Raw genomic sequence first — 21614 nt, 5'->3', positions numbered from 1 at the left:
ACGGGCCATCAGCCACCCACCATGGGGTGCCGCTGGAACAAGATCACCTGACCCCTCGGCCGAACCCGCACCAGCCACCTCGCCCGACTCGACCTCGCCCGACTCGACCTCTCCCTCACCGCGTGATCCGGAATGGCCGGCGAGATCGTCACCAGCCGCAAACGGCGGTGAATCAGCCCGTGGGCTTGGTTGGGGGATTCGGCCCGGCCCGGTAGCGCCGCCCATCTAGCCTCTTTGGATGCCTTCCGTGTCTCGAAGGACGAGTTTGAGGTCATCGGCCACCGCGACCACAAGTCCTAAACGGTGCTGGTCAATTGCCAGGTGCCATGCGCCTGGCCGCAGCTGGTCCCGAGGGGGCGGGGAAGGCTCACCGTCCAGTGTGTACAGCCGGCGGAGCATCGGTACCGCGAACCAGAACGGTTCGAAAGGGAGCGGCGAAGGCGCGGGAGCCGACATGCCGACGTAGTCGGGGAGCGAGAGCTGCGGTGCGGACCTGCTGAGGTGGTCGGGAAGCCCCATGTACGGCTGCTGCTCGGTGAGGTGATCGGGCAGCGAGGCCGGTTGGGACGGCTCCAGGGGAGCGGGTGTGCGGCCCGTGAGCAGGTTGGTCTGCCGGACGAAGGTCTCGTTCATGTCGGCGGCGCCATCACGCACCAGCGCGAGCAGGGTGGCGGCCTGCCCGGGCCCGACGGTCCGGCTGGACTCCTTTTGGAGCAGAGCCTCCCGGACGGTCCGCGTTGACCGAGTCAGTGGCGAGTTCATGCGCGCCGGTGCTTCGGCGAAAGGGATGTCGGGGATCGCCGCGAGGCGGAAGAGGGCGCTGGTGACGTCTCCGAGGAGTGTTTTCACCTCGCTGTCGAAGGTGGCCAGATCCACCGGCCGGGAAGTCGCAAGGTCTTGTACTGCGAGTTCCATGAACAGGGCCCAGGCCCGGGTGGCGATGCGGGCGGTGGAGGTGGTCTCCAGGGCCAGTTCGAGTGTCCGGGCATTCTTTTCGGCGGCTGCGGTTGCCGCGGTGGTCTTATGCGCCCCACGCTGCAGGCGTCCGGCGCTCCAGGCGCCGATCGTCGCGCCTCCCAGTACGCCCAGCACTCCGTATATCGCTTCGAGAGCAGCCATCGGGGGATTCTCACCAAGGGCAGTTCTGCGGAACAGTCCTCAGTGCACGTCAGCCACAGCATTGGCCGGGAATCGAGGACAAATGGCTCACCTGGCCGTGCTTCGGGTGGCCGACAGGTGCGTGCGGGGGGCTCGGCGAGGCACAGACGGAAGAGCACGACCGCTACAGGACCCACGGGCATCACACCTACCCGCAACAAAATTGGCCAGCAGGATCGGTGACACGGTTCTTCCCGGCACCCCCTGATGCCCGCCCCTGATGCCCGCCCCTGATGCCCGCCCCTGATGCCTGCCCCTGACGCCTGAGCCGTTCCCGCCTCCCCTCCGAAGCACCGCCTTGAGCGATCGCTCAAAACGCTCTACTCTGCGTTTTGAGCAGTCGCTCAAACTCGTGGGATGGGGGAAGCCGCATGGGGCTGTACGTGGAGGCGCGGATCCGCGCCGGGATCGACGACGTGTGGGACCGCAGCCAGCTGCCGGAACGGCATCAGCGCTGGGACCTGAGGTTCAGTGAGATCGACTACCTGCCGTGCGCGCCGGGGGAGCCGCAGCGCTTCCGCTACGCCACCCGCGTCCTGCCGTTGCTCACGGTCGACGGCACCGGCGTCTCGGCCGGCGAGCGGAACCGGCCCGACGGCACCCGGACTTCCGCCCTCCGTTTCTCCTCCGCGCACCCGCTGTCGCTCATCGAGGAGGGCCGCGGGTACTGGCGGTACGTTCCGGACGGCGATGCGCTGCGATTCCTCACCGGCTACGACTACCGGCCGCGCTGGGGGCGCTTCGGCCGGGTCGTCGACCGGCTCCTCTTCCGGCCGCTCATGGGCTGGGCCACCGCCTGGTCCTTCGACCGGCTGCGGCTGTGGTGCGAACGCGGGATCACCCCCGAGCGGTCGCTGCGCCACGCTCTCGCGGAAGTGTGCGTCCGTATGGCCGCCGTCGTCGCCACCGCTGTGGCCGTGGCCCCCGTCACCGCACTCGCCGTGGCAGGCGCCGCGCTGCTGCTGCCGCCCCTGCCCGTCACCCCCGCGGCCCGCCGCTGTCTGCGCCGCCCCCCGGAACGGGCCACCGGACGCAGCGAGAGCACTGCCGCCCCGACCGCCCTCCTCGCCACCTTGGAGCAGTCATGACCTCGATATTCCAGCGCGCACTGGGCGCCGACTTCGACCGCCTTCACCCGAACATCCGGCGGCGCTTCTCCGTCGGGCTCGACAGCGGTGAGGCGTGCATCGGGCGGGGCACGATGGACCGGATCTGGCACGGCCGCAGCTTCGTCCGGCCGTTCCTGGCCCTCGGCGGCAGTCGCAACATCCTCGTCCCGCAGGCCGGCCGGGACATCCCCTTCGTCATCGAGAACGTCCCGTACACGGACTCCTTCGGCCGTGAAACCGTCACCTTCGTGCGGACCTTCTCCTTCCCGCGCCGTCCCCGCCGCTTCGACGCCACCATGGTCTTCAGCCCCGAGCGCGGCTGCGTCGTCGACTACCTCGGCACCCACCAGCACCTCGCCACCGACCTGCACTTCAGCGTGGACGACAGCGGTGCCCTGGTCATCCGCTCCGGCGAGCACCGTTTCCGGGAGGGGCCGGTCGACGTCCGGGTTCCGGAGCTGATCGGGGGCGACGCCGTGGTGCGGGAGTCGTACGACGAGGCGGCCGGGCGCTTCCGTATCCAGGTGCGCGTCGGCAACCGGCGGTTCGGCCCGCTCTTCGGCTACGAGGGGTCCTTCGACGCCGAGTTCGTGAAGGTCGCCGAGCGCGGTGTCCGCGCCGGGCTGCGGCCGGTGCGCGAGGAGGCACGGGCGTGAGCGCCGACACCCGTACGAAACTGCTCGCCGGTGCGTTGCGGACGCTCACCGAGCAGGGCCTCGCCAAGACCTCGGCCCGCAGCATCGCCACCACCGCAGGAGTCAACCAGGCTCTGATCTTCTACCACTTCGGCAGCGTCGACGAACTCCTCGCCGCCGCCTGCGGGTACGGCGCGGAGCAGCGTGTCGCGCACTACCGCGAGCGTCTTACCCGGGTCGGCAGCCTCGCCGAACTCCTTGAGCTGGGGCGGGAGCTGCATGCCGAGGAGCGCGCCGCCGGCCATGTCGCCGTCCTCGCCCAGCTCTTGGCCGGGGCCCAGACCCAGCCCCGGCTCGTCCCCGCGACCGCCGCCGGACTCGCCCTGTGGATCGAGGAGATCGAAGGGGTGCTGGCGCGGGTGCTGGCCGGGACGCCGATCGCCGACTTCGTGGATGTCCCAGGCCTCTCCCGGGCCCTCGCGGCGGGCTTCGTCGGCCTGGAGCTGTACGAGGGCGTGGACCCGGAAGGGGCGCTGACGGCCCTGGACGCACTGGAGCAACTGTCCGGGCTCATCGGCGTACTGGAGGACCTGGGCCCGGTCGCCCAGCGGGCCGTACGGGCACGGATTCGGCGTAGCACGGCCCGGCGCGGCCGCTGACGAGACGTCAGAGGCCGCGCGGGTCCTGCGGGTGCGTCAGCTTCCCGAGCGCACCGGAATGCTCGTGAACGTTGGCGCCGGCGCCGGGTCCTGGAAGAAGTCGTTCGGCTTGTTCTGCTCGCGTGGACGCCGGAATTATCCCGCCATGATCAAGCATCCGAGGGTTCTGGGGAACGTCCGCTTGTCCATCCTCAAGGACGACACCACCAGCCCCGAGAACCAGCGGCATGCCGTAGAGCACTGGGCCGCTGGGCCGGCCGTCGGCGGCCGGATAGTGGGTTGGGCCGAAGACCTGGACGTGTCCGGGCTATGCACCCGTTCAAGCGTGAGGTCTATGCGACCACGGCCCGACCGATCAAGGTTCCGATGTGGCCAGGGGTCGGGGCTTCGAGTACCTGAACCGACGGTTCTCCGAAGCCGGCCGTACGCAGATGGCTTTCCCACATCCGGGGCGTGTAGCTGTAGCGGTAGGTGAACATGGCCGGACCCGCGAAGCCCCCCTTGTACATGCCCTGGGGGCCGTACGCTCCGGGGATAGCCGGGGGCTGGGAGAAGACGAAGACGCCACCACGGTTGAGCCGCTGACGCACCAGAGGAAAGAGCTTCTTCGGGTCGCTGAACCAGGCAGCGCCGAAGATCGAGTAAATCGCGTCGTACGTCTCAGAGCTGCGCCGCAGATGGTCAAGAATCTCGGCGCAGATGAACTGCGCCCCCATAGGACCCCATCGCTCCATCGTGTTCCGCACCATCACGGGCGACAGATCGACGCCGGTTGCCTTGACGCCCCGCTGTGCGAGGTAGGCCAGCATGCGCCCGGTACCGCACCCGATCTCAAGCACGCTTTCGGGATCGCCGAGGAGTTCCAGGCCGGGGCCGTGGTCGCCGTACTGCGTCCACCGAAACAGGGGGTCACTCTCGAACACATCCTTCTCGGCCGATTCGGCAAACGTGTCCCAGAGCTGGCGCTCATGCTCGTAGTTGTGCTGAGCAGTCAACGGGCTTCCTCTTCAGGGCGGTTGCGGTCGGGGCGAGCGCCCCGACCCCCAGACGGACGCGGAGGCGGGGCACTCTAGCGGGGCCGGTCAGTGGCTGTCGGGAACCTTGTTGTCACACGGCGAGCACTCCGCGCCGTCGATCTGATCCCATAGTTCCCGGTCCGCGTCGAAGCCGTTCGAGCGCAGGAAGTCGCCCGTGCGGATGACCGGGCCGTCAGTCCGGCGCTGGATGAGCGGCGCGTGGTGCTTGTACCGCCCGTGGTTGTACGTGTCGCAGAACGCGAAGTACACGGGGGTGTCCAGGATGATCTGGTGAACCCCCATGTCCACCGTCTTACCGACGCCGAGGTGAACGTTCGGGTGCTCCATGGCGGTGACCAGGTAGGCCACGGCGTTGCCGAGAATGCGCTCGGCCATATCCCGAACCATGACGTTGTCTCGCATGAGAAGCGCGATCTCGCGGTCCCACAGGTCGAGCCTGTCCGATCCGGGGCTCTCCAGCACGTTGTACGTGCACTCCTTGACGTGCGGGCGGACCGCGTCCAGCAGCGCCCGAGGGTCGCGGTATGTGGTATCGCTCTGAGCTTCGACCATGACGGTCATGCGGCGGTTCCCCTTCCCATTGATGGGGTGTTGCCCGCCACTGCCGCGCGGTTGCGCGGGAGACGGGAGCTCATCACTTGCCGGTCGCGGCAAGGGTGATGATCAGGCCGCACAAGCCGGTCACGATCAGCACGAACGATGGCCACGCAATGCGGCCGAGGAACCGCTTTACCACCTGATCGGCTCCAATGTTTTGCCCGCGCAGTGCGGGCACGGCACCTTGAATGTGAAGCGGCATGTAGTGCAGCCTTCGAATCCGCAGCAGTCGGGGCACCAAATCCGAAGGTGGCCGATGCAAACACCGCAGTAGGCCACAGGGGCGGCCTGCGGCCTGTTCGCAGCCTGCGGGGCGCTCCTGCGTCGAATGGGCTTGCCCGCTCGCTTTTGAGGCGCCTTGGTGGCGGCGGTCATGCGTTTTTCCGGTCGGTGGCCCTCCGGTGCGGGCAATTTCGCAACTCGACGTTGCAATCCGCCGCCGCTGAAAAGTTCCCACTAGCCTCGGCCTCTGCGCGCTGCTTGGCCAGCGCGGCACAAACCCCGCATCCTTCGGTTGGCTTCGGAGTGCTGGGAGGGAGCGACAGATGGACAGGCGGTGTCATCATCGTGTTGTCGCTCATCGCTATTGGCCTCCCCGGCTCGGCTGCTCGGTGGCAAGCAATGATGCGGGGAAGCGTGCATCGTTAGAGGTCTTATTTGCGAGGTCGGGTAAAGTTCGCGGACCACTCAGCCAAGAGTTCTCGACAGCTATCGCCAAAGACGGCGACCCGCTCGTACGCCTCAAAGTCCTTGAGATACGCCGTGATGTCTCTGTGGTCGCGCAAAATCAACGCCCCTGTACCTGTTTCGACAGTGGCTAGCCGGCGGTCGTAGACCGTGAATGTGTTCAGCGGCCTTTCCGGGATGTGTCCACCCAGAGGGATCACGCCTAGCTGTACATTCGGAATGCGAGAGACGGATGCAAGTCTGTCGAGTTGCATGGCCATGGCCATTGGGGGGAGAAGTGGCCACCTCACCGCCTGCTCGGTGAGAATGAATATGAACGACTTCGAGGAGTCGTAAAGCACCTGCTGTCGTTCAAGCTTCTTGGCAATGGTCTTCGATTGGTCGCCGGGAACTTCGGAAATGCTGGCACGCACATATTCAGGCGTGGCCAGCAGTCCGGTAATCATCGACAGCAGGAAGAACCGGAACTCTGTCGAGACCGCTTCGAGCGTCGCTAGCTCGTTCTGTTTTTTATCCAAACCCCTACGGCGAGAGGACCAGTGATCCTGCCATTCCGTGTTGGCTGTTCTTGCTATCGCCAAGATTTCGGAAGCGACAGGGCTATCTGCCCCGAGTGCTTCAAGGATCAGTTCGACGTCGACCAGTGAGGGCGTGAGCTTTCCGCTCTCGATGTTGCTGACCTTGGTTTGAGACATGTTGCAGCGGCGAGCGAGCCAGGTTTGGGTTTTCCCGGCTCGCTTGCGCTGGCCTCTCAGGGCTTCCGCTAGGTCTGATCTGGACTGACCTAGCCTCTCGGGCTCAAACGTCAATGCCCTTCACGTACTCCTCAAGAGGCACCGACTCGGCTACGGCGATCCGTTGGTATTCGATGAACCGGGCTACGTCCCCTTCGTAGACTTCGCGGCTGATCTGCCGTCCGTCCGGGTGGTAATTCATGAGCACCACTTCGGCACGGTCGAACATCCAGAAATCCTGAACGCCGGCCAGCGGGTTATCCCGCTCGGTCACGTCGAGAATTCGGATCTGCTCACCCGATAGCGCGTGGGGCGTGTAGTACTGCGCGAACTCGAATCGCAGGTAGTCCGATAGTGGCCGCGTCACGATGTGCACGCGCCCCTGAGTGCGCCCTTCATCGGCTTGTCGGCGTAGCCGATCGGTGTACTCATTCGATACGGCGCGGGGGTCGATTCGTGCCCCCGATTTGAACGCTTGGAACTCTTCTTCTTCCTGCGGCATGAGGTATTGAGGCAGGGTCTCAAGCCTCCACGCTTCCCGCTGGAAGCCCTCGAAGCGTGCCGCCCACTCCTCACCAGCCAAGAACACGAACGGCCTCCCTCAGCACGCTCTCGGGGATCTCCACAAGCCCTTCGCCCTCGGGCGGCGTGAACGCCTGGGAAACGTCGCCCTGTACGACGAATGAGCCGTCGGCGGTGCGATAGACGTTTGGGCAGTCGTCCTTGCCGCAGGTGCCGTTTCCGTTGCCGGTCAGTCGGGTCAGTTCCTCGCGCGCCATGCCGAAACCCCCTTGTGGTTGACCCCTGTTGGGGCCTGGTGGTCATGACGGTACGAGGGGCCGACACGGCCGTCTATGCGGCGGCTCGAATATTTGCGAAGTCGGGTATTCCCAGGTCCATGCCTGGGCCGGGCGAGCCTGCGTGGGGCCGTCCTGGGCCGCGCTGCCCCGAGTGACAGCAGAGCCCCCGGCGGTTTGCCGGGGGCTCTGCGGCGCTTCTGGGGGTGACTCAGGCCAGGCCAGGGCCCCGTACGGGGATGCTGGTGAACGTCGGCTGCTCAGGTTCCCGCGAAGTGAAGAAGTCGTTGCCCTTGTCGTCGACGACGATGAAGGCCGGGAAGTCCTCGACCTCGATCTTCCAGACCGCTTCCATGCCGAGCTCCTCGTACTCCAGGACCTCGACCTTCTTGATGCAGTCCTGGGCCAGGCGCGCGGCCGGGCCGCCGATGGAGCCGAGGTAGAAGCCGCCGTGCGTGCCGCAGGCGTCGGTGACCTGCTGGGAGCGGTTGCCCTTGGCCAGCATGATCTTGGAGCCGCCGGCCGCCTGGAACTGCTCGACGTAGGCGTCCATCCGGCCGGCCGTGGTCGGGCCGAAGGAGCCGGAGGCGTAGCCCTCGGGGGTCTTGGCCGGGCCCGCGTAGTAGACCGGGTGGTCCTTGAGGTACTGCGGCATCTCGTCGCCGGCGTCCAGCCGCTCCTTGATCTTCGCGTGGGCGATGTCGCGGGCGACGACCAGGGTTCCGGTGAGGGAGAGACGGGTCTTGACCGGGTGCTTGGTCAGCTCGGCCAGGACGTCGTCCATGGGCCGGTTGAGGTCGATGGCGACCGCGTCGAGGTCGGGGCCCGCGCCCTCCGTCAGCTCCTCGTCCGTCGTCTCCGGGAGGAAGCGGGCCGGGTCGGTCTCCAGCTGCTCCAGGAAGACCCCCTCGGCGGTGATCTTCGCGACGGCCTGGCGGTCCGCGGAGCAGGAGACGGCGATGGCGACCGGGCAGGACGCGCCGTGGCGGGGCAGGCGGACGACGCGGACGTCGTGGCAGAAGTACTTGCCGCCGAACTGCGCGCCGATGCCGATCTTCTGCGTCAGCTCGAAGACCTTCTCCTCCAGCTCCTTGTCGCGGAAGCCGTGGCCGGTGGGCGAGCCCTCGGCGGGCAGCTCGTCGAGGTAGTGGGCGGAGGCGTACTTCGCGGTCTTCATCGCGTACTCGGCGCTGGTGCCGCCGACGACGATCGCGAGGTGGTACGGCGGGCAGGCGGCCGTACCGAGTGAACGGATCTTCTGCTCCAGGAACTTCATCATGGAGGCCTCGTTGAGGACCGCCTTGGTCTCCTGGAAGAGGAAGGACTTGTTGGCGCTGCCGCCGCCCTTGGCCATGAAGAGGAACTTGTAGGCGCCGCCGTCGGTCGCGTACAGCTCGATCTGGGCCGGGAGGTTGGAGCCGGTGTTCTTCTCGTCCCACATCGTCAGCGGAGCCATCTGCGAGTAGCGCAGGTTCAGCTGGGTGTAGGCGTCGTAGATGCCGTGGGAGAGGGCCGCCTCGTCGCCGCCCTCGGTCAGCACCTGCTGGCCGCGCTTGCCCATCACGATCGCGGTGCCGGTGTCCTGGCACATGGGCAGGACGCCCGCGGCGGCGATGTTGGCGTTCTTCAGCAGATCGAGCGCGACGAAGCGGTCGTTGGCGCTGGCCTCGGGGTCGTCCAGGATCTTGCGGAGCTGGGCGAGGTGCGTCGCGCGCAGGTAGTGCGAAATGTCGTGCATCGCCTCGGCGGCCAGCTTGCGCAGCGCCTCCGGCTCGACCTTGAGGAACGTCCGTCCGTCGGCCTCGAAGGTGCTCACGCCCTCCGAGGTGACGAGGCGGTACGGGGTGGTGTCCTCACCTACGGGGAGAAGGTCGGTGTAGGCGAATTCCGGCATCGAAGGTCATTCCTTACTCGGAGAGGTCCGGCTGGCATCTACGGCAGCGCCTCCACAGCGTAGAACCCCGGCGCGCGGACGCCGCTGTGAGGTCAGGCTCAGTGGGTGCGAGAGCCGTCCTTGCCGATCCCTAGTCGCGATCTATCGCGTCTCGGTACGCTGGGTCGGTGGATGCAGACAACGGGGGACGACCGGGCCCCGAGAACCCGCCCGGACCGCTTCGGAAGCACGACGAGCGGCCGGAGCGGCAGCCGGTGAACATGACCAAGCCGATGCACCTGGCCACGCCGGCGTCCGCGTCGCCCGCGGTGGCCGAGGGGGATATCCGGGCGTCCGACGCGGACCGCGACCGGGTCGCCGAGATCCTCCGTGAAGCGCTGGCCGAGGGCCGGCTCGACCCGGAGGAGCACGCCGAGCGGATCGACACGGTCTACCGGGCCAAGACCATGGGTGAACTGGAGCCCGTCGTGCGGGATCTGCCCGCGGCGGGTGCCGGCCGCGCGCAGCCGGACCCGGACGCGTACGCCTATGGCCCCCGCGCCCCGGTCCCGGACCAGAACCTCGTCGCGATCTTCAGTGCCTCCGTCCGCAAGGGCCGGTGGCAGGCCCCCGCGCGGATCAACGCCTTCGCGTTCTTCGGCAGCGTCGAGATCGATCTGACCGAGGCCGTCTTCCCGCAGCAGCAGGTCCAGATCAATGTCACGGCCGTCTTCGGCAGTGTGGAGATCCGGGTCCCGGAGAACATCACGCTGCGCAGCAGCGGCTCCGGCATCCTCGGCAACTTCGAGATCGAGACCCATGACGCCGAGGACGGCAACGCCCCGCAGATCCTGGTCAACGGCTATGCCGTGCTGGGCAGTGTGGAGGCCAAGCCCAAGCGCGGCGCCTGGATCCGCGATCTGCGCGACCGGCTGTGGGAGGAGCACCGGGAGCTCCGCCACGAGCTGCGCGAGGAGCGGCGTGAGCGGCACCACCAACTGCGCCATGACCGCCAGGAGTGGCAGGAACGGCTGCGCTCCGCACGGCGTGAGCGTCGGGACCGGCTCCGGTAAGGCGCGGGAGGGTGCGGGAGGAACAGCGGAGCAGGGGGCGGAGTGTGCGGGTATCCCAGGGGTGCGAGCACCGGTCCCTGAGGACGTGTACGGCGATCGGCCGGCGCCCGGGCGCGGGCGACCTTCCTGAGGTGGCGCCACCCGCGATTTTCTCGTTGTCGCACGATCGCCACGGTGTGCATAAGCGTGCGTACAGCGGGTAGGGCTGGTGCATCGTCTCTCGTACGGCTGCGGGGTGCGGAAATGGGCCGTACGCAGCGAGACGGGCAAGGGTGATTCTCGCGCCGAAGCCGTCGTCAGGAGTAGACCGTGCTGCTACCGCATCAGCCCCTGCAGGATGCCGCTGTCGTTCCGTCCCAGCAAGTGCCTGATCGCGACGAGGCCGGCCCCTGGCATTCGGAGGCGGTGTGCCGCCGGGACGAAGCCGGGCTGTTCTTCGCCCCGTCCAAGGAGCCGACCGCCGCGCGCCTGGCCAGAGAAGAGGCCGCGAAGCGGGTCTGCGCCCGCTGTCCCGTGATGGTCGAGTGCCGGGAGCATGCGCTGCTCCAGCCGGAGCCGTACGGCGTCTGGGGCGGTCTGACCGCGGCCGAGCGCCGGGTCGTGCTGACCCGTCGGCGGCGCCGGGAGGCCGAGCTCCAGCGAGCCGCCCATATGCCCGCGGCCGGCTAGACGGCCGCGCGAGGCTTCGGCCCATAGGACGCACCCAGAGGACGCACCCCAGGGCGTATGGGCCACTTCGCCCCCGCCGGAGAGTCTCCGGCGGGGGCGAAGTGTGGGGACGGACGGGCCGGCTGCACGGGCCGGCCGCGCCATCCCGTCAGCTGGGGCGCTCGAAGTCCACCGAGCTGTACGCACGCAGCTTGGACAGCCGGTGCTGGGAGTCGATCTGGCGGATGGTGCCGGACTTGGAGCGCATCACCAGGGACTGGGTGTAGGCGTTCTCGGCGCGGTAGCGCACTCCGCGCAGCAGTTCGCCGTCGGTGATGCCGGTGGCGACGAAGAAGACGTTGTCGCCGCGGACCAGGTCGCCGATCTCCAGCACCTTGTCCAGGTCGTGCCCGGCCTCCAGCGCCCGCTGCCGCTCCTCGTCGTCCTTCGGCCAGAGCTTGCCCTGGAAGGCGCCGCCCAGGCACTTCAGCGCACAGGCCGCGATGATGCCCTCGGGCGTACCGCCGATGCCCAGCAGCAGGTCCACGCCGGTGCCCTCACGGGCCGCCATGATCGCGCCGGCGACATCGCCGTCGGCGATGAACTTGATCCGGGCCCCGGCCTCCCGGACCTCCTTGACCAGACCCTCGTGGCGGGGCCGGTCCAGGATGACCACGGTGACGTCCTCGACCGCGGACTTCTTGGCCTTCGCGATCCGCTTGATGTTCACGGCCACCGGCGCCGTGATGTCGACGAAGTCCGCCGCCTCCGGGCCCGTGGCGAGCTTGTCCATGTAGAAGACCGCGGACGGGTCGAACATCGAGCCGCGCTCGGCCACCGCCATCACGGACACGGCGTTCGCCATGCCCTTGGCGGTCAGCGTCGTCCCGTCCACCGGGTCCACGGCCACGTCGCACTCCGCGCCGGTCCCGTCTCCCACGCGCTCACCGTTGTAGAGCATCGGGGCGTTGTCCTTCTCGCCCTCCCCGATGACCACGACGCCGTTCATCGAGACGGTGTGGATCAGGGCACGCATGGCCTTCACCGCCGCGCCGTCCGCGCCGTTCTTGTCACCTCGCCCCACCCAGCGGCCCGATGCCATGGCACCGGCCTCGGTGACCCGGACGAGTTCCAGGGCGAGGTTGCGGTCCGGCGCCTCGGGGCTGACCTCGAGCTGGGACGGGAGATGATGCTCGCTCATCGAGCGCACCTTTCTGAACGGCGACGGCCGTGAAGGAATGAGGGTGGCTGTGCGGGGGTGCGGGGGTTTCCCCCGGAGGTTCACAGTATCTCCAGGCCGCCAAAATGAGCAGAGGGCCCTACGCATGAGCACCGGCGGGGGAGTCGGTCGCCTGGGTATGTGCGCGGGTGACGGCCTTTGCCGGGGGGCCTGTCGGGGCCGCGGCGGGGATGGGGGACCATAGGGGCGTGGCAGGTATGCGAGGCAGGCAAACGGTGCGGGACATGGTCCTGTCGCTGGCGGTGATCGGCATCCTCGTCGGGGCGATCTATCTCTTCATCCCGCACGACGAGAGCGCGGACGCGGCGAAGAACGCGGTCAAGAAGGTCGACTACCGCGTCGAACTGATCACGGCCCGGCGGGCGGCGCCCTACCCGGTCGCCGCGCCCGAAGGGCTGCCCAAGACCTGGCGTGCCACCTCCGTCTCGTACAAGGCGAACGAGGACGGCAAGGGCGGTGCCTGGCACCTGGGCATGCTCGACCCGGAGCAGGAGTACGCGGCCATCGAGCAGAGCGACGCCATGCCGCGGAAGTTCATACAGGAGGTCACGCTCGGCGCGACCAAGGCCGAGGGCAAGCAGGCCGTCGGCAGCAAGAAGTGGGACCGCTACAAGGGCGACAAGTACAACGCGCTGGTCCGCGAGGAGTCCGGGGTGACCACGGTCGTCACCGGCACCGCGCCCTACGGGCGGCTCGCCGACCTGGCCGCCGCGCTGGTGGCGAAGAAGACCTGACCGGCGCAGCCGCCGGGCAAGAGACCGATCAAGACGATCAAGACGATCAAGACGATCAAGACGATCAAGACACCGATGAGGCCGCCGTACCCGGGAAGGGTGCGGCGGCCTCATCGGTGCGTGGAGCCGGTGCGCTACGGCTTCCCCAGGGGGCTCGCATCGGGACTTCTACGAGTTCGCTACGGGTTCGCTACGGGTTCCCTGCGGGTTCCTGCAGGTCCCGGCGGGGCGCCTGCTCAGACGGTGGCGACGGCCTCGTCGAAGGTCAGTCGCGGGGAGCGCGGGAAGAACGCGTCGGCGCCCGGCTTGCCGATGTTGATGATGAGGAACGACTTCTGCTTGCCGTCGCCGAAGAACTCCTTGTCGACGCCGGTGAAGTCGAAGCCGGTCATCGGGCCGGCGGCCAGGCCGGCGGCGCGGATGCCGACGATGAAGTAACCGGCCTGGAGGGTGGCGTTCTGGGTCCCGGCGACCTCGCGGCGCGCGGCCTCGGAGAAGAAGGAGTCCTTGATGCCCGGGGCGTGCGGGAAGAGCTGCGGCAGTTTCTCGTGGAACTCCAGGTCCACGGAGAGGATCGCGGTCAGCGGTGCGCCGAGGGTCTTCGGGCCGTTGGCACCCATGGCGTGGTTGACCAGGCGCTCACGGGCCTCCTGGGAACGGACCAGGGTTATCCGCAGCGGCGACTGGTTGAAGGCGGTCGGGCCGAACTTCACCAGGTCGTAGATGGCCTGGACCTGCTCGTCCGTCACCGGCTCGTCCGTGAACGTGTTGGCGGTCTGGGCCTCCCGGAACAGGAGGTCCTGAGCGGCGGCGTCAAGGGCGAGAGACATAAAGGCACCTCGGTGAGTGGGCTGGGGTTCAGGATCTGTGGCACTGCAGACAGTAGTGATCATGCACGTACTGCAGGGGGCTTACGGGAAACCACTGTAATCCAGATAGATTAAGCTTCAACTAAAATGCGGGTGCTGTGAGGCGGTTCACAGGGGTTTGCCTTGCCCTTGCGGTCTTTCCGGCGGGGGAGGGGCCGGCCGGGGCCTTGTCCGGCGGGGTCCGCCGCTCTGTGTGCTCCACCCCTGCCCGACCCGCGCGCTCCGCCCCGGTCGGCCTGCCCGGGCTCGCGCAGCACGTCGGCCCTGCCCGGTCTCGGGCAGCACACCGGCCTGCCCGGTCTCGGGCAGCGCTCCGGCCCGTTATGCGCGCTCCGCCTCCGGCCCGTCCGGCGACTCCGCCAGCGCCGCGTCCAGCCGTGCCCGTGCGCCGTCCAGCCAGCGTCGGCAGACCTTCGCCAGCGCCTCGCCGCGCTCCCACAGTGCGAGCGACTCCTCCAGTGTCGTGCCGCCCGCCTCCAGGCTGCGGACGACCTCGATCAGCTCGTCCCGCGCCTGCTCATAGCCCAGCGTGGAGTCCACCGACTCCACCCGGGCCGCCGCGCCGGCCGCCGCACCCTGCTCCGTGTCCGCCGCGCCATCCGTCTTCGCCTTCGCCATGTCTCCCACCCTAAGAGTCTGCCTTTGCACTATTCGGGGGGTGTGACCGCGCCCGGGACGCCGTCCACCCGCACCCTGAACTCGCCCTCGGCCACCCGGGCCCGCAACGCGTCGTCCGAGCCGACCTCGTCCGGGGAGCGCACCGCCGTGCCGTCCGGTTTCTGGAGCACCGCGTAGCCGCGCTCCAGCGTCGCCTTGGGGGAGAGGGCGACCACCCGGGCCAGGGTGTGCGTCAGCTCCGAGTCGGCACGGTCCAGCAGATGCCCCAGGGTCCGCCGGCCGCGCTCCAGCAGCGCCGTGACCTGCTCCTCGCGGTCCTCGACCATCCGCTGCGGCCGCTGTATGCACGGCCGCTGCAGCGCCGCCGCGAGCCCCCGCTCCTCCCGCTGCAGAAAGCCGTCGACGGCGCGCAGCGCCCGCTCCCGCAGCTGCTGGACCCGGGCCAGCTCCTCGCCCACGTCCGGCACGACCTTCTTGGCCGCATCCGTCGGCGTCGAGGCGCGCAGGTCGGCGACCAGGTCCAGCAGCGGGGTGTCCGGCTCGTGGCCGATCGCCGAGACGACGGGCGTCACGGCCGCGCTCACGGCCCGGACGAGCTGCTCGTCGGAGAACGGCAGCAGATCCTCCACGCTGCCGCCGCCACGCGCGACGATGATCACGTCCACCTCGGGCAGCGCGTCCAGCTCCTGGACCGCCGCGACCACCTGCGGGACCGCATGCACCCCCTGCACCGGCACATTGCGCACCGCGAAGCGGACGGCCGGCCAGCGGTGTCGGGCGTTTTCCAGGACGTCCCGCTCGGCGGCGCTCGCCCGGCCGCAGACCAGCCCGATCAGCTGCGGCAGGAACGGCAGCGGCTTCTTGCGGTCCGCGGCGAACAGCCCCTCCGCCGCCAGCGACTTCTTCAACTGCTCCAGCCGGGCGAGGAGTTCACCGACCCCGACCGGCTTGATCTCCGCGGCCCGCAGCGACAGCTGCCCGCGCGGGGCATACCACTCGGGCTTGGCGTGCACCACCACCCGGGCGCCCTCGCTCACCACGTCGGCGACCTTGTCGAAGACCTGGCGGTAGCACGTCACGCTCACCGAGATGTCGTACGACGGGTCACGCAGCGTCAGAAAGACCACCCCCGCGCCCGGGCGCCGCGAGAGCTGGGTGATCTGCCCCTCGACCCACACCGCGCCGAGCCGGTCGATCCAACCGCCGATGAGCCGGGACACCTCGCCGACCGGGATCGGCGTTTCCGGGGACGTAGAAACAGCCATACGAGCGAGACTAGCGGCGGGCACCGACAGTGGCGGCGCTCGCGCGGTACGTGGTCCGGCGGCCGTCCCCTTGCCGCCCCCCTCGGGTGCCCTCCGCCGCCGCTCTCGTCAGCCCCGCGCCCCGTCCGACCGCCCGCGCACCCACCCCCGGTACTGCATCGCCAGCACCATCAGCCCCACCACCAGCCAGGCCCCGCCCACGGCCTGCGCGGCGGCCGAGGCCTCGACGATCACCGCGACCACCACCGCCAGCCCCAGCAACGGCACCACCAGATGCCGCAGCACGCTCGGCGTCCCGTCCGCCCGGCGGACCCAGAACCAGCCGACCACCGACGCGTGCAGCAGCCCGAAAGCCGTCAGCGCTCCCACGTTCACGACCGACGACAGCTGGTCGAGCCCGTCGTCCCTGCGGGCCGCCCACACCGCCGCCGCCAGCGACACCAGCGCCGCGCCCAGCAGCGCCCGGCGCGGTACCCCGCTGCCCGCGTCCACCTTCGACATCGCGCCGGGAAGCCGCCGGTCCCGGGCCATCGCGAACAGCAGCCGGCCGGCCGCCGCCTGCCCCGCCAGCGCCGCGAACGCCGCGCCGATGGCCTTGCTCACCGCCACCAGGTCGTGCAGCCAGCGGCCCACCGACGCGTCGACCGTGGCGTAGAAGGCGCCGCCCTGCTCCCCCGGCCGGGCCGCCAGCTCCGCCGGGCTCACCGGCATCAGCAGTGCCGCCAGATAGGTCTGCGCCGCGAACAGCACACCGGCCACCGCCAGACAGGTGACCACCGCCCGCGCCACCCGGCCCGGCCCGTCGGCCACCCGTTCCGGCCCGTCGGCCACCCGTTCCGGCCCGTCGGTCACCCGTTCCGGCCCGGCGCCCTCCGTCCCGGCAGGCGCCGGTCCCCCGGCCTCCTCCGCGAACGACGCGATCGCGTCGAAGCCCAGATACGACAGCACCGCCACCGACACCGCGGCCAGCACCGCCCGCACCGAGAACCCGCCCTCGCCGGTCAGCGGCTCGGCCCAGCCCCGCTGCGCCCCGTGCGCGATCAGCTCGGCGACCGCCGACACCACGAACACCGCGAGCACCACGATCTCCATCGCCAGCACCGCGAAGCCCACCCGGGCCGCCGTCCGCACGCCCCACAGATTCAGCAGCGTGGTCACGGCGACCGCCAGCGCCGTCCACACCCACTGGTGCACGGACGGCACCAGCGCATGCAGCGCGATCCCGGAGAACAGGTACGCCACCGCCGGAATCAGCAGGTAGTCCAGCATCGCCATCCACCCGGCGACGAACCCCGCACCCTCGCCCAGCCCCACCCGGGCGTACGTATAGACCGAACCGGCCTGCGGGGCGACCCGCACCATCTGGGCGTACGAGTACGCGGTGAACGCCATCGCGACCGTCGCGACGAGGTAGACGGCGGTGACCGCACCGTGCGAGACGGCCTGCAGTGTGCCGAAGATCCCGACCGGCGCCATCGGGGCGATGAACAGCAGACCGTAGACGACCAGATCCCGGAATGTCAGCGTCCGCCGCAGCGCACCGGGGGCGCCCCCGCCCCCGCCGGCGGCGGTGTCCGCAGCGCCGCCCGACTGCCTGCCACCCGACCGCTCGCCGCCTGTGCCGCCGCTCGTGCCCGGCATCCTGCCTCCTCGCTCCGTGCCGCCCCAGTCTCGGACAACGGCGCGATCTTCCGGGGCGGGGCCACGCCTTTACGATGGGACGCATGACTTCCTCGCCCAGCCCGACGCCCGCCACCACCTCGGGCGAAGACGCTTCGCGCCGCAGCGACCAGCGCAAGGTCCTGCTCGCCGCCCCCCGTGGCTACTGTGCGGGCGTGGACCGCGCCGTGATCGCTGTGGAGAAGGCCCTTGAGCAGTACGGCGCCCCCGTTTACGTACGCCACGAGATCGTCCACAACAAGTACGTCGTGAAAACCCTCGAAAAGAAGGGCGCCATCTTCGTCGAGGAGACGGAGGAGGTGCCCGAGGGCAACATCGTCATCTTCTCCGCGCACGGCGTGGCGCCCGTCGTCCACGAAGAGGCCAAGCGCGGCAAGCTCGCCACCATCGACGCCACCTGCCCGCTGGTCACCAAGGTCCACAAGGAAGCCGTCCGCTACGCCGCGGAGGACTACGACATCCTCCTGATCGGCCACGAGGGCCACGAAGAGGTCATCGGCACCAGCGGAGAGGCGCCCGAGCACATCACGCTGGTCGACGGCCCCGAGGACGTCGGCAATGTCGAGGTCCGCGACCCGGACAAGGTCGTCTGGCTCTCCCAGACCACCCTCTCGGTCGACGAGACCATGGAGACGGTGGGCGCCCTCAAGGGCCGCTACCCCAACCTCCTCTCGCCGCCCAGCGACGACATCTGCTACGCCACCCAGAACCGCCAGATCGCGGTGAAGCAGATGGGCGCCGAGGCCGATCTCGTCATCGTCGTCGGCTCCAAGAACTCCTCGAACTCCGTCCGCCTGGTCGAGGTGGCGCTGGGTGCGGGCGCCCGCACCGCCCATCTGGTCGACTACGCCGAGGAGATCGACGAGGCCTGGCTGGAGGGCGTCGGCACGGTCGGTGTCACCTCCGGCGCCTCCGTCCCCGACGTGCTCGTCCACGGCGTCCTGGACTGGCTCGCCCAGCGCGGCTACGAGGACGTGGAGACCATCACGGCCGCCGAGGAGTCCATCGCCTTCTCGCTGCCCAAGGAGCTCCGCCGGGACCTGCGCGCCGAGGCCAAGGCGGCAACCGAGGACTGAGCCCGCCGCGTTCGCCTCGCCTTCCGGGCCACCGGTCGGTGCATCCCGGGGGCGAGCCGCCCCGCCGACGCCTAGCCTTTTCCCATGAAGGTCTTCGGTGTGGACATCGGTGGATCGGGCATCAAGGGTGCCCCGGTGGATCTGGAGCGCGGCGAGCTCACGGAGGAGCGCTACAAGGTGCTGACCCCGCATCCGGCCACCCCGGATGCGGTCGCGGACGGCGTCAAAGAGGTCGTGGACCACTTCGGATGGTCGGGGCCGGTCGGTGCGACCTTCCCCGGTGTCGTCACCGACGGGACGACCCGTACCGCCGCCAATGTCGACAAGGGCTGGATCGGGCTCGACACGGCCGCACTGCTCACCGCGCGGCTCGGCGGCGAGGCCGGCGGCACCCCTGTCACGGTGCTCAACGACGCGGACGCGGCCGGCCTGGCCGAACTGCGTTTCGGCGCCGGCCGCGGCCGGACCGGCACGGTCATCGTGCTCACCCTCGGCACGGGCATCGGCAGCGCCCTCTTCACCGACGGCCGCCTGGTGCCCAACTCCGAGCTCGGCCACCTGGAGCTGCACGGCCATGACGCCGAGAAGCGCGCCTCCACCAAGGCCAAGGACGACGAGGAGCTGAGCTGGCAGCACTGGGCGCACCGGGTCCAGAAGTACCTCGCCCATGTGGAGATGCTCTTCTCACCCGAGCTGTTCGTGATCGGCGGCGGGGTGAGCCGCAAGGCGGAGAAGTTCCTGCCGCTGATCGAGAACGTCAGCGCGGAGATCGTGCCGGCTCAGCTGCAGAACAATGCGGGGATTGTGGGTGCCGCGATGGCTGCGTACGCCGCTCGGGCTGGCGAGCCACCTGCCGCGGACGGTTCCCCGGCCGCGGCCGCTCCCCCTCGGGCGTCCGCCCCGCCTGCCGGTCCTGCGGACCGCGCGGTGCGCTCTGCGGTCGACTCGCCGGTCGGCTGGCCCGACGCCGGGCGATGATCAGCACCCGGCGGACGATCGCGAGCAGCGCGCTGATCAGGGTGCCGGTATAGAGCCAGCCGGCGTTCAGCGCGAGGACGGTGAAAACGCCCATCAGCAGCCCGTCGAACCCGCCCGCGCCGTGCTGGAGCGGCAGCGCACCGAGTGTGAACGCGATCGGCAGCGTGACCGGCGCGATGACCAGGTCATACGGCCTGACCCAGAGCGCCGCACCGACACCGACCAGCACATAGCAGACGCCGTACGGGGCGGGTGCGCCACCGAGCAGCAGCCGGTCCAGGAAGGCGAAGGCCAGCAGCGCCAGCGTCGCCAGCAGCCAGCAGCCGAGCCCGGTGAGCTTGGCCGCCGGCATCCGGCGCCGCAGGGCGGGGGGCGGGGACGGCACGGGGCGCTGCGGGCGCGCCCGGTAGACCGTTGCGGACTCCACGCCCTCCAGCGGGGCAGGGGCGCGTCCCGGGGCCGCCGCCCCGGGCACCCGGGCGGGCGCGCGGAGGGGACCGGCCGGCGCGGGACCGCGCGCCGCGGTCCGCACGCCCGCGGGTGCGGACGCCGGTACGGCCGCGAACCCGGAGGCCCGCATCGCCGTGAGGAAATCGTCGTCGGGGTCGGGGGCCACGGCCTCCGCGGGGCGCGGGAGCCGGGCGTCCTGGCCCGCGGGCGGACGTGCGGACCGCGGCGGGCTGTGCTGGGGGGTGCGCGCTTCGTGTTGCTCCACTCGTCAACGGTAGGCCGCTAAGTGGGATTAACCGGCTACGGGACACGCGCTTTGGGCCGAGCTCGGTGCGGATTCGTTCCGCGTCCGGAGCCGGACGGGGGCGCGGCCGGTCCCGGGGGCGGCGGCTCGGCCCCGGTGGCGGCGGCTCGGCCCCGGCCGCCCCGTAGACTGGTGGATCGGCCCTCCCGGGGCCGTGCCCACCCCACCACCTCTCGCTCGGAAGTCGAGTCGCCACGTGTCGCTCACGATCGGAATCGTCGGTCTGCCGAATGTCGGCAAGTCGACCATGTTCAACGCCCTGACCAAGAACGACGTGCTGGCGGCCAACTACCCGTTCGCCACCATCGAGCCGAACGTCGGCGTCGTCGGTGTCCCCGACCCGCGGCTGGCCAAGCTGGCCGAGATCTTCGCCTCCCAGAAGATCCTCCCCGCCACCGTCGACTTCGTGGACATCGCGGGCATCGTCCGCGGCGCCTCCGAGGGCGAGGGCCTGGGCAACAAGTTCCTCGCGAACATCCGCGAGTCCGATGCGATCTGCCAGGTCATCCGCGCCTTCAAGGACGAGAACGTCGTCCACGTCGACGGCAAGGTCTCGCCCAAGGACGACATCGAGACCATCAACACCGAGCTGATCCTCGCCGACCTCCAGACCATCGAGAAGGTGCTGCCGCGTCTCCAGAAGGAGTCGCGCATCAAGAAGGACGTGGCCCCGAAGGTCAAGGCGGTCGAGGAGGCCAAGGCGATCCTGGAGAAGGGCGACACGCTGTTCTCCGCGGGAATCGTCCAGGGCTCCGGCAGCGAAGAGCTCCTGCACGACCTCCACCTCCTCACCACCAAGCCCTTCCTCTACGTCTTCAACGTCGACGAGGACGAACTGACCGACGAGGACTTCAAGAACGAGCAGCGCGCCCTGGTCGCCCCCGCCGAGGCCATCTTCCTGAACGCCAAGCTGGAGGCCGACCTCGCCGAGCTGGACGAGGACGAGGCCCTGGAACTCCTCCAGTCCGTGGGCCAGGAGGAGCCGGGCCTGGCCACCCTCGCCCACGTCGGCTTCAACACCCTCGGCCTGCAGACGTACCTGACGGCCGGCCCCAAGGAAACCCGCGCCTGGACCATCAAGAAGGGCGCCACCGCCCCCGAGGCCGCCGGAGTCATCCACACCGACTTCCAGAAGGGCTTCATCAAGGCCGAGGTCATCTCCTTCGCCGACCTCGTCGAAACCGGCTCGGTGGCCGAAGCCCGCGCGGCCGGCAAGGCCCGCATGGAGGGCAAGGACTATGTGATGCAGGACGGGGACGTGGTGGAGTTCCGCTTCAACGTCTAAGACGTCCGGTGAATGGCCGTCTGACCTGCGACGGAGCGGGTTGGGCGGCCTTTGCTGTCCGCGCAGAGTCCGCAGCGCGCTGGATGAGTCCGGCACGCGGGGGAGCGG

The 21614-nt window shown here is 69.5% G+C and carries 22 protein-coding genes and 1 pseudogene; 9 read left to right on the top strand and 14 right to left on the bottom strand.

Annotated features, from left to right (window positions below; translation table 11 throughout):
* Positions 1–225: 225 nt before the first annotated feature.
* A complete protein-coding gene (locus ACF088_RS03290; protein WP_392373653.1) occupies positions 226–1119 on the bottom strand; it encodes a hypothetical protein in 894 nt (297 codons plus the stop codon).
* 410 nt (positions 1120–1529) lie between these two features.
* Between ACF088_RS03290 and ACF088_RS03285 the strand changes: the two genes are divergently transcribed.
* Genes ACF088_RS03285 through ACF088_RS03275 form a run of 3 tightly spaced genes read left to right on the top strand, consistent with a single transcriptional unit; the run spans position 1530 to position 3561 of the window.
* Positions 1530–2246, top strand: a complete 717-nt coding sequence (locus ACF088_RS03285; protein WP_392373652.1) for a hypothetical protein — start codon at positions 1530–1532, stop codon at positions 2244–2246.
* Positions 2243–2923: a DUF4166 domain-containing protein gene (locus tag ACF088_RS03280; protein WP_392373651.1), complete on the top strand. Its 681-nt coding sequence runs from the start codon at positions 2243–2245 to the stop codon at positions 2921–2923. The genes ACF088_RS03285 and ACF088_RS03280 overlap by 4 nt, the downstream gene beginning before the upstream one ends.
* Positions 2920–3561, top strand: a complete 642-nt coding sequence (locus tag ACF088_RS03275) for a TetR/AcrR family transcriptional regulator (RefSeq protein WP_392373650.1) — start codon at positions 2920–2922, stop codon at positions 3559–3561. The genes ACF088_RS03280 and ACF088_RS03275 overlap by 4 nt, the downstream gene beginning before the upstream one ends.
* 332 nt (positions 3562–3893) lie before the next feature.
* On the opposite strand, the gene ACF088_RS03270 is transcribed toward ACF088_RS03275, so the two are convergent.
* From ACF088_RS03270 to ACF088_RS03240, 7 genes are all read right to left on the bottom strand, one after another.
* Positions 3894–4556: a class I SAM-dependent DNA methyltransferase gene (locus ACF088_RS03270; RefSeq protein WP_392373649.1), complete on the bottom strand. Its 663-nt coding sequence runs from the start codon at positions 4554–4556 to the stop codon at positions 3894–3896.
* An 87-nt stretch (positions 4557–4643) separates the two neighbouring features.
* Positions 4644–5159, bottom strand: a complete 516-nt coding sequence (locus ACF088_RS03265) for a hypothetical protein (protein WP_392373648.1) — start codon at positions 5157–5159, stop codon at positions 4644–4646.
* Positions 5160–5232: 73 nt separating this feature from the next.
* Positions 5233–5397 (bottom strand): hypothetical protein, encoded by a 165-nt coding sequence (locus ACF088_RS03260; RefSeq protein ID WP_392373647.1) that lies wholly within the window; start codon positions 5395–5397, stop codon positions 5233–5235.
* Positions 5398–5848: 451 nt separating this feature from the next.
* Complete coding sequence (locus ACF088_RS03255) at positions 5849–6691, bottom strand: helix-turn-helix domain-containing protein (protein WP_392373646.1); 843 nt, start codon at positions 6689–6691, stop codon at positions 5849–5851.
* Entirely contained in the window at positions 6681–7205 is a 525-nt protein-coding gene (locus ACF088_RS03250) for a DUF6879 family protein (RefSeq protein WP_392373645.1), read from the bottom strand. The genes ACF088_RS03255 and ACF088_RS03250 overlap by 11 nt, the downstream gene beginning before the upstream one ends.
* Positions 7189–7395 (bottom strand): hypothetical protein, encoded by a 207-nt coding sequence (locus ACF088_RS03245; protein ID WP_392373644.1) that lies wholly within the window; start codon positions 7393–7395, stop codon positions 7189–7191. Before ACF088_RS03245 ends, ACF088_RS03250 begins: the two co-directional genes overlap by 17 nt.
* A gap of 229 nt (positions 7396–7624) precedes the next feature.
* Positions 7625–9307, bottom strand: a complete 1683-nt coding sequence (locus ACF088_RS03240; protein WP_392373643.1) for a fumarate hydratase — start codon at positions 9305–9307, stop codon at positions 7625–7627.
* Positions 9308–9474: 167 nt separating this feature from the next.
* Here ACF088_RS03240 and ACF088_RS03235 point away from each other — a divergent pair, with 167 nt between their 5' ends.
* Positions 9475–10359 (top strand): DUF1707 domain-containing protein, encoded by an 885-nt coding sequence (locus ACF088_RS03235; RefSeq protein WP_392373642.1) that lies wholly within the window; start codon positions 9475–9477, stop codon positions 10357–10359.
* A gap of 309 nt (positions 10360–10668) precedes the next feature.
* Entirely contained in the window at positions 10669–11028 is a 360-nt protein-coding gene (locus ACF088_RS03230) for a WhiB family transcriptional regulator (RefSeq protein ID WP_088799725.1), read from the top strand.
* A 148-nt stretch (positions 11029–11176) separates the two neighbouring features.
* On the opposite strand, the gene glpX is transcribed toward ACF088_RS03230, so the two are convergent.
* Entirely contained in the window at positions 11177–12208 is a 1032-nt protein-coding gene (gene glpX / locus ACF088_RS03225) for a class II fructose-bisphosphatase (RefSeq protein ID WP_392373641.1), read from the bottom strand.
* A 236-nt stretch (positions 12209–12444) separates the two neighbouring features.
* Here glpX and ACF088_RS03220 point away from each other — a divergent pair, with 236 nt between their 5' ends.
* On the top strand, positions 12445–12981 hold the full coding sequence (locus ACF088_RS03220; protein WP_392373981.1) for a DUF4245 domain-containing protein: 537 nt from the start codon (positions 12445–12447) through the stop codon (positions 12979–12981).
* A gap of 236 nt (positions 12982–13217) precedes the next feature.
* Here ACF088_RS03220 and ACF088_RS03215 read toward each other — a convergent pair whose 3' ends face one another.
* The 4 genes from ACF088_RS03215 to ACF088_RS03200 all read right to left on the bottom strand — a co-directional run bounded on the left by ACF088_RS03215 (position 13218) and on the right by ACF088_RS03200 (position 17374).
* Complete coding sequence (locus ACF088_RS03215) at positions 13218–13811, bottom strand: malonic semialdehyde reductase (RefSeq protein ID WP_392373640.1); 594 nt, start codon at positions 13809–13811, stop codon at positions 13218–13220.
* Between the two features lie 360 nt (positions 13812–14171).
* Positions 14172–14468: an exodeoxyribonuclease VII small subunit gene (locus ACF088_RS03210; RefSeq protein WP_392373639.1), complete on the bottom strand. Its 297-nt coding sequence runs from the start codon at positions 14466–14468 to the stop codon at positions 14172–14174.
* Between the two features lie 29 nt (positions 14469–14497).
* Positions 14498–15733: an exodeoxyribonuclease VII large subunit gene (gene xseA / locus ACF088_RS03205; protein WP_392373638.1), complete on the bottom strand. Its 1236-nt coding sequence runs from the start codon at positions 15731–15733 to the stop codon at positions 14498–14500.
* A 108-nt stretch (positions 15734–15841) separates the two neighbouring features.
* Positions 15842–17374: an APC family permease gene (locus tag ACF088_RS03200; RefSeq protein WP_392373637.1), complete on the bottom strand. Its 1533-nt coding sequence runs from the start codon at positions 17372–17374 to the stop codon at positions 15842–15844.
* An 83-nt stretch (positions 17375–17457) separates the two neighbouring features.
* Here ACF088_RS03200 and ACF088_RS03195 point away from each other — a divergent pair, with 83 nt between their 5' ends.
* Together ACF088_RS03195 and ppgK are read left to right on the top strand one after the other, a co-directional pair.
* Positions 17458–18489: a 4-hydroxy-3-methylbut-2-enyl diphosphate reductase gene (locus ACF088_RS03195; RefSeq protein ID WP_392373636.1), complete on the top strand. Its 1032-nt coding sequence runs from the start codon at positions 17458–17460 to the stop codon at positions 18487–18489.
* A gap of 84 nt (positions 18490–18573) precedes the next feature.
* The gene (gene ppgK / locus ACF088_RS03190) at positions 18574–19467 is read left to right on the top strand and encodes a polyphosphate--glucose phosphotransferase (RefSeq protein ID WP_392373635.1); all 894 of its coding nucleotides are present in this window, start codon (positions 18574–18576) and stop codon (positions 19465–19467) included.
* 13 nt (positions 19468–19480) lie between these two features.
* Here the strand turns inward: ppgK and ACF088_RS03185 are convergent.
* Positions 19481–19819 (bottom strand): annotated as a pseudogene (locus ACF088_RS03185) (DUF6542 domain-containing protein); the annotation flags it as partial.
* Positions 19820–20417: 598 nt separating this feature from the next.
* Here ACF088_RS03185 and ychF point away from each other — a divergent pair.
* Positions 20418–21506, top strand: coding sequence for a redox-regulated ATPase YchF (ychF, locus tag ACF088_RS03180; RefSeq protein WP_392373634.1), 1089 nt, complete (start codon positions 20418–20420; stop codon positions 21504–21506).
* Positions 21507–21614 lie beyond the last annotated feature (108 nt).

Origin of the sequence: Streptomyces sp. NPDC015125 (assembly GCF_043080045.1) — a bacterium.
GTDB lineage: Bacteria > Actinomycetota > Actinomycetes > Streptomycetales > Streptomycetaceae > Streptomyces.
The sequence above is the reverse complement of the archived record's forward strand: the minus strand, read 5'-3'. Positions and strand labels throughout refer to the sequence as shown.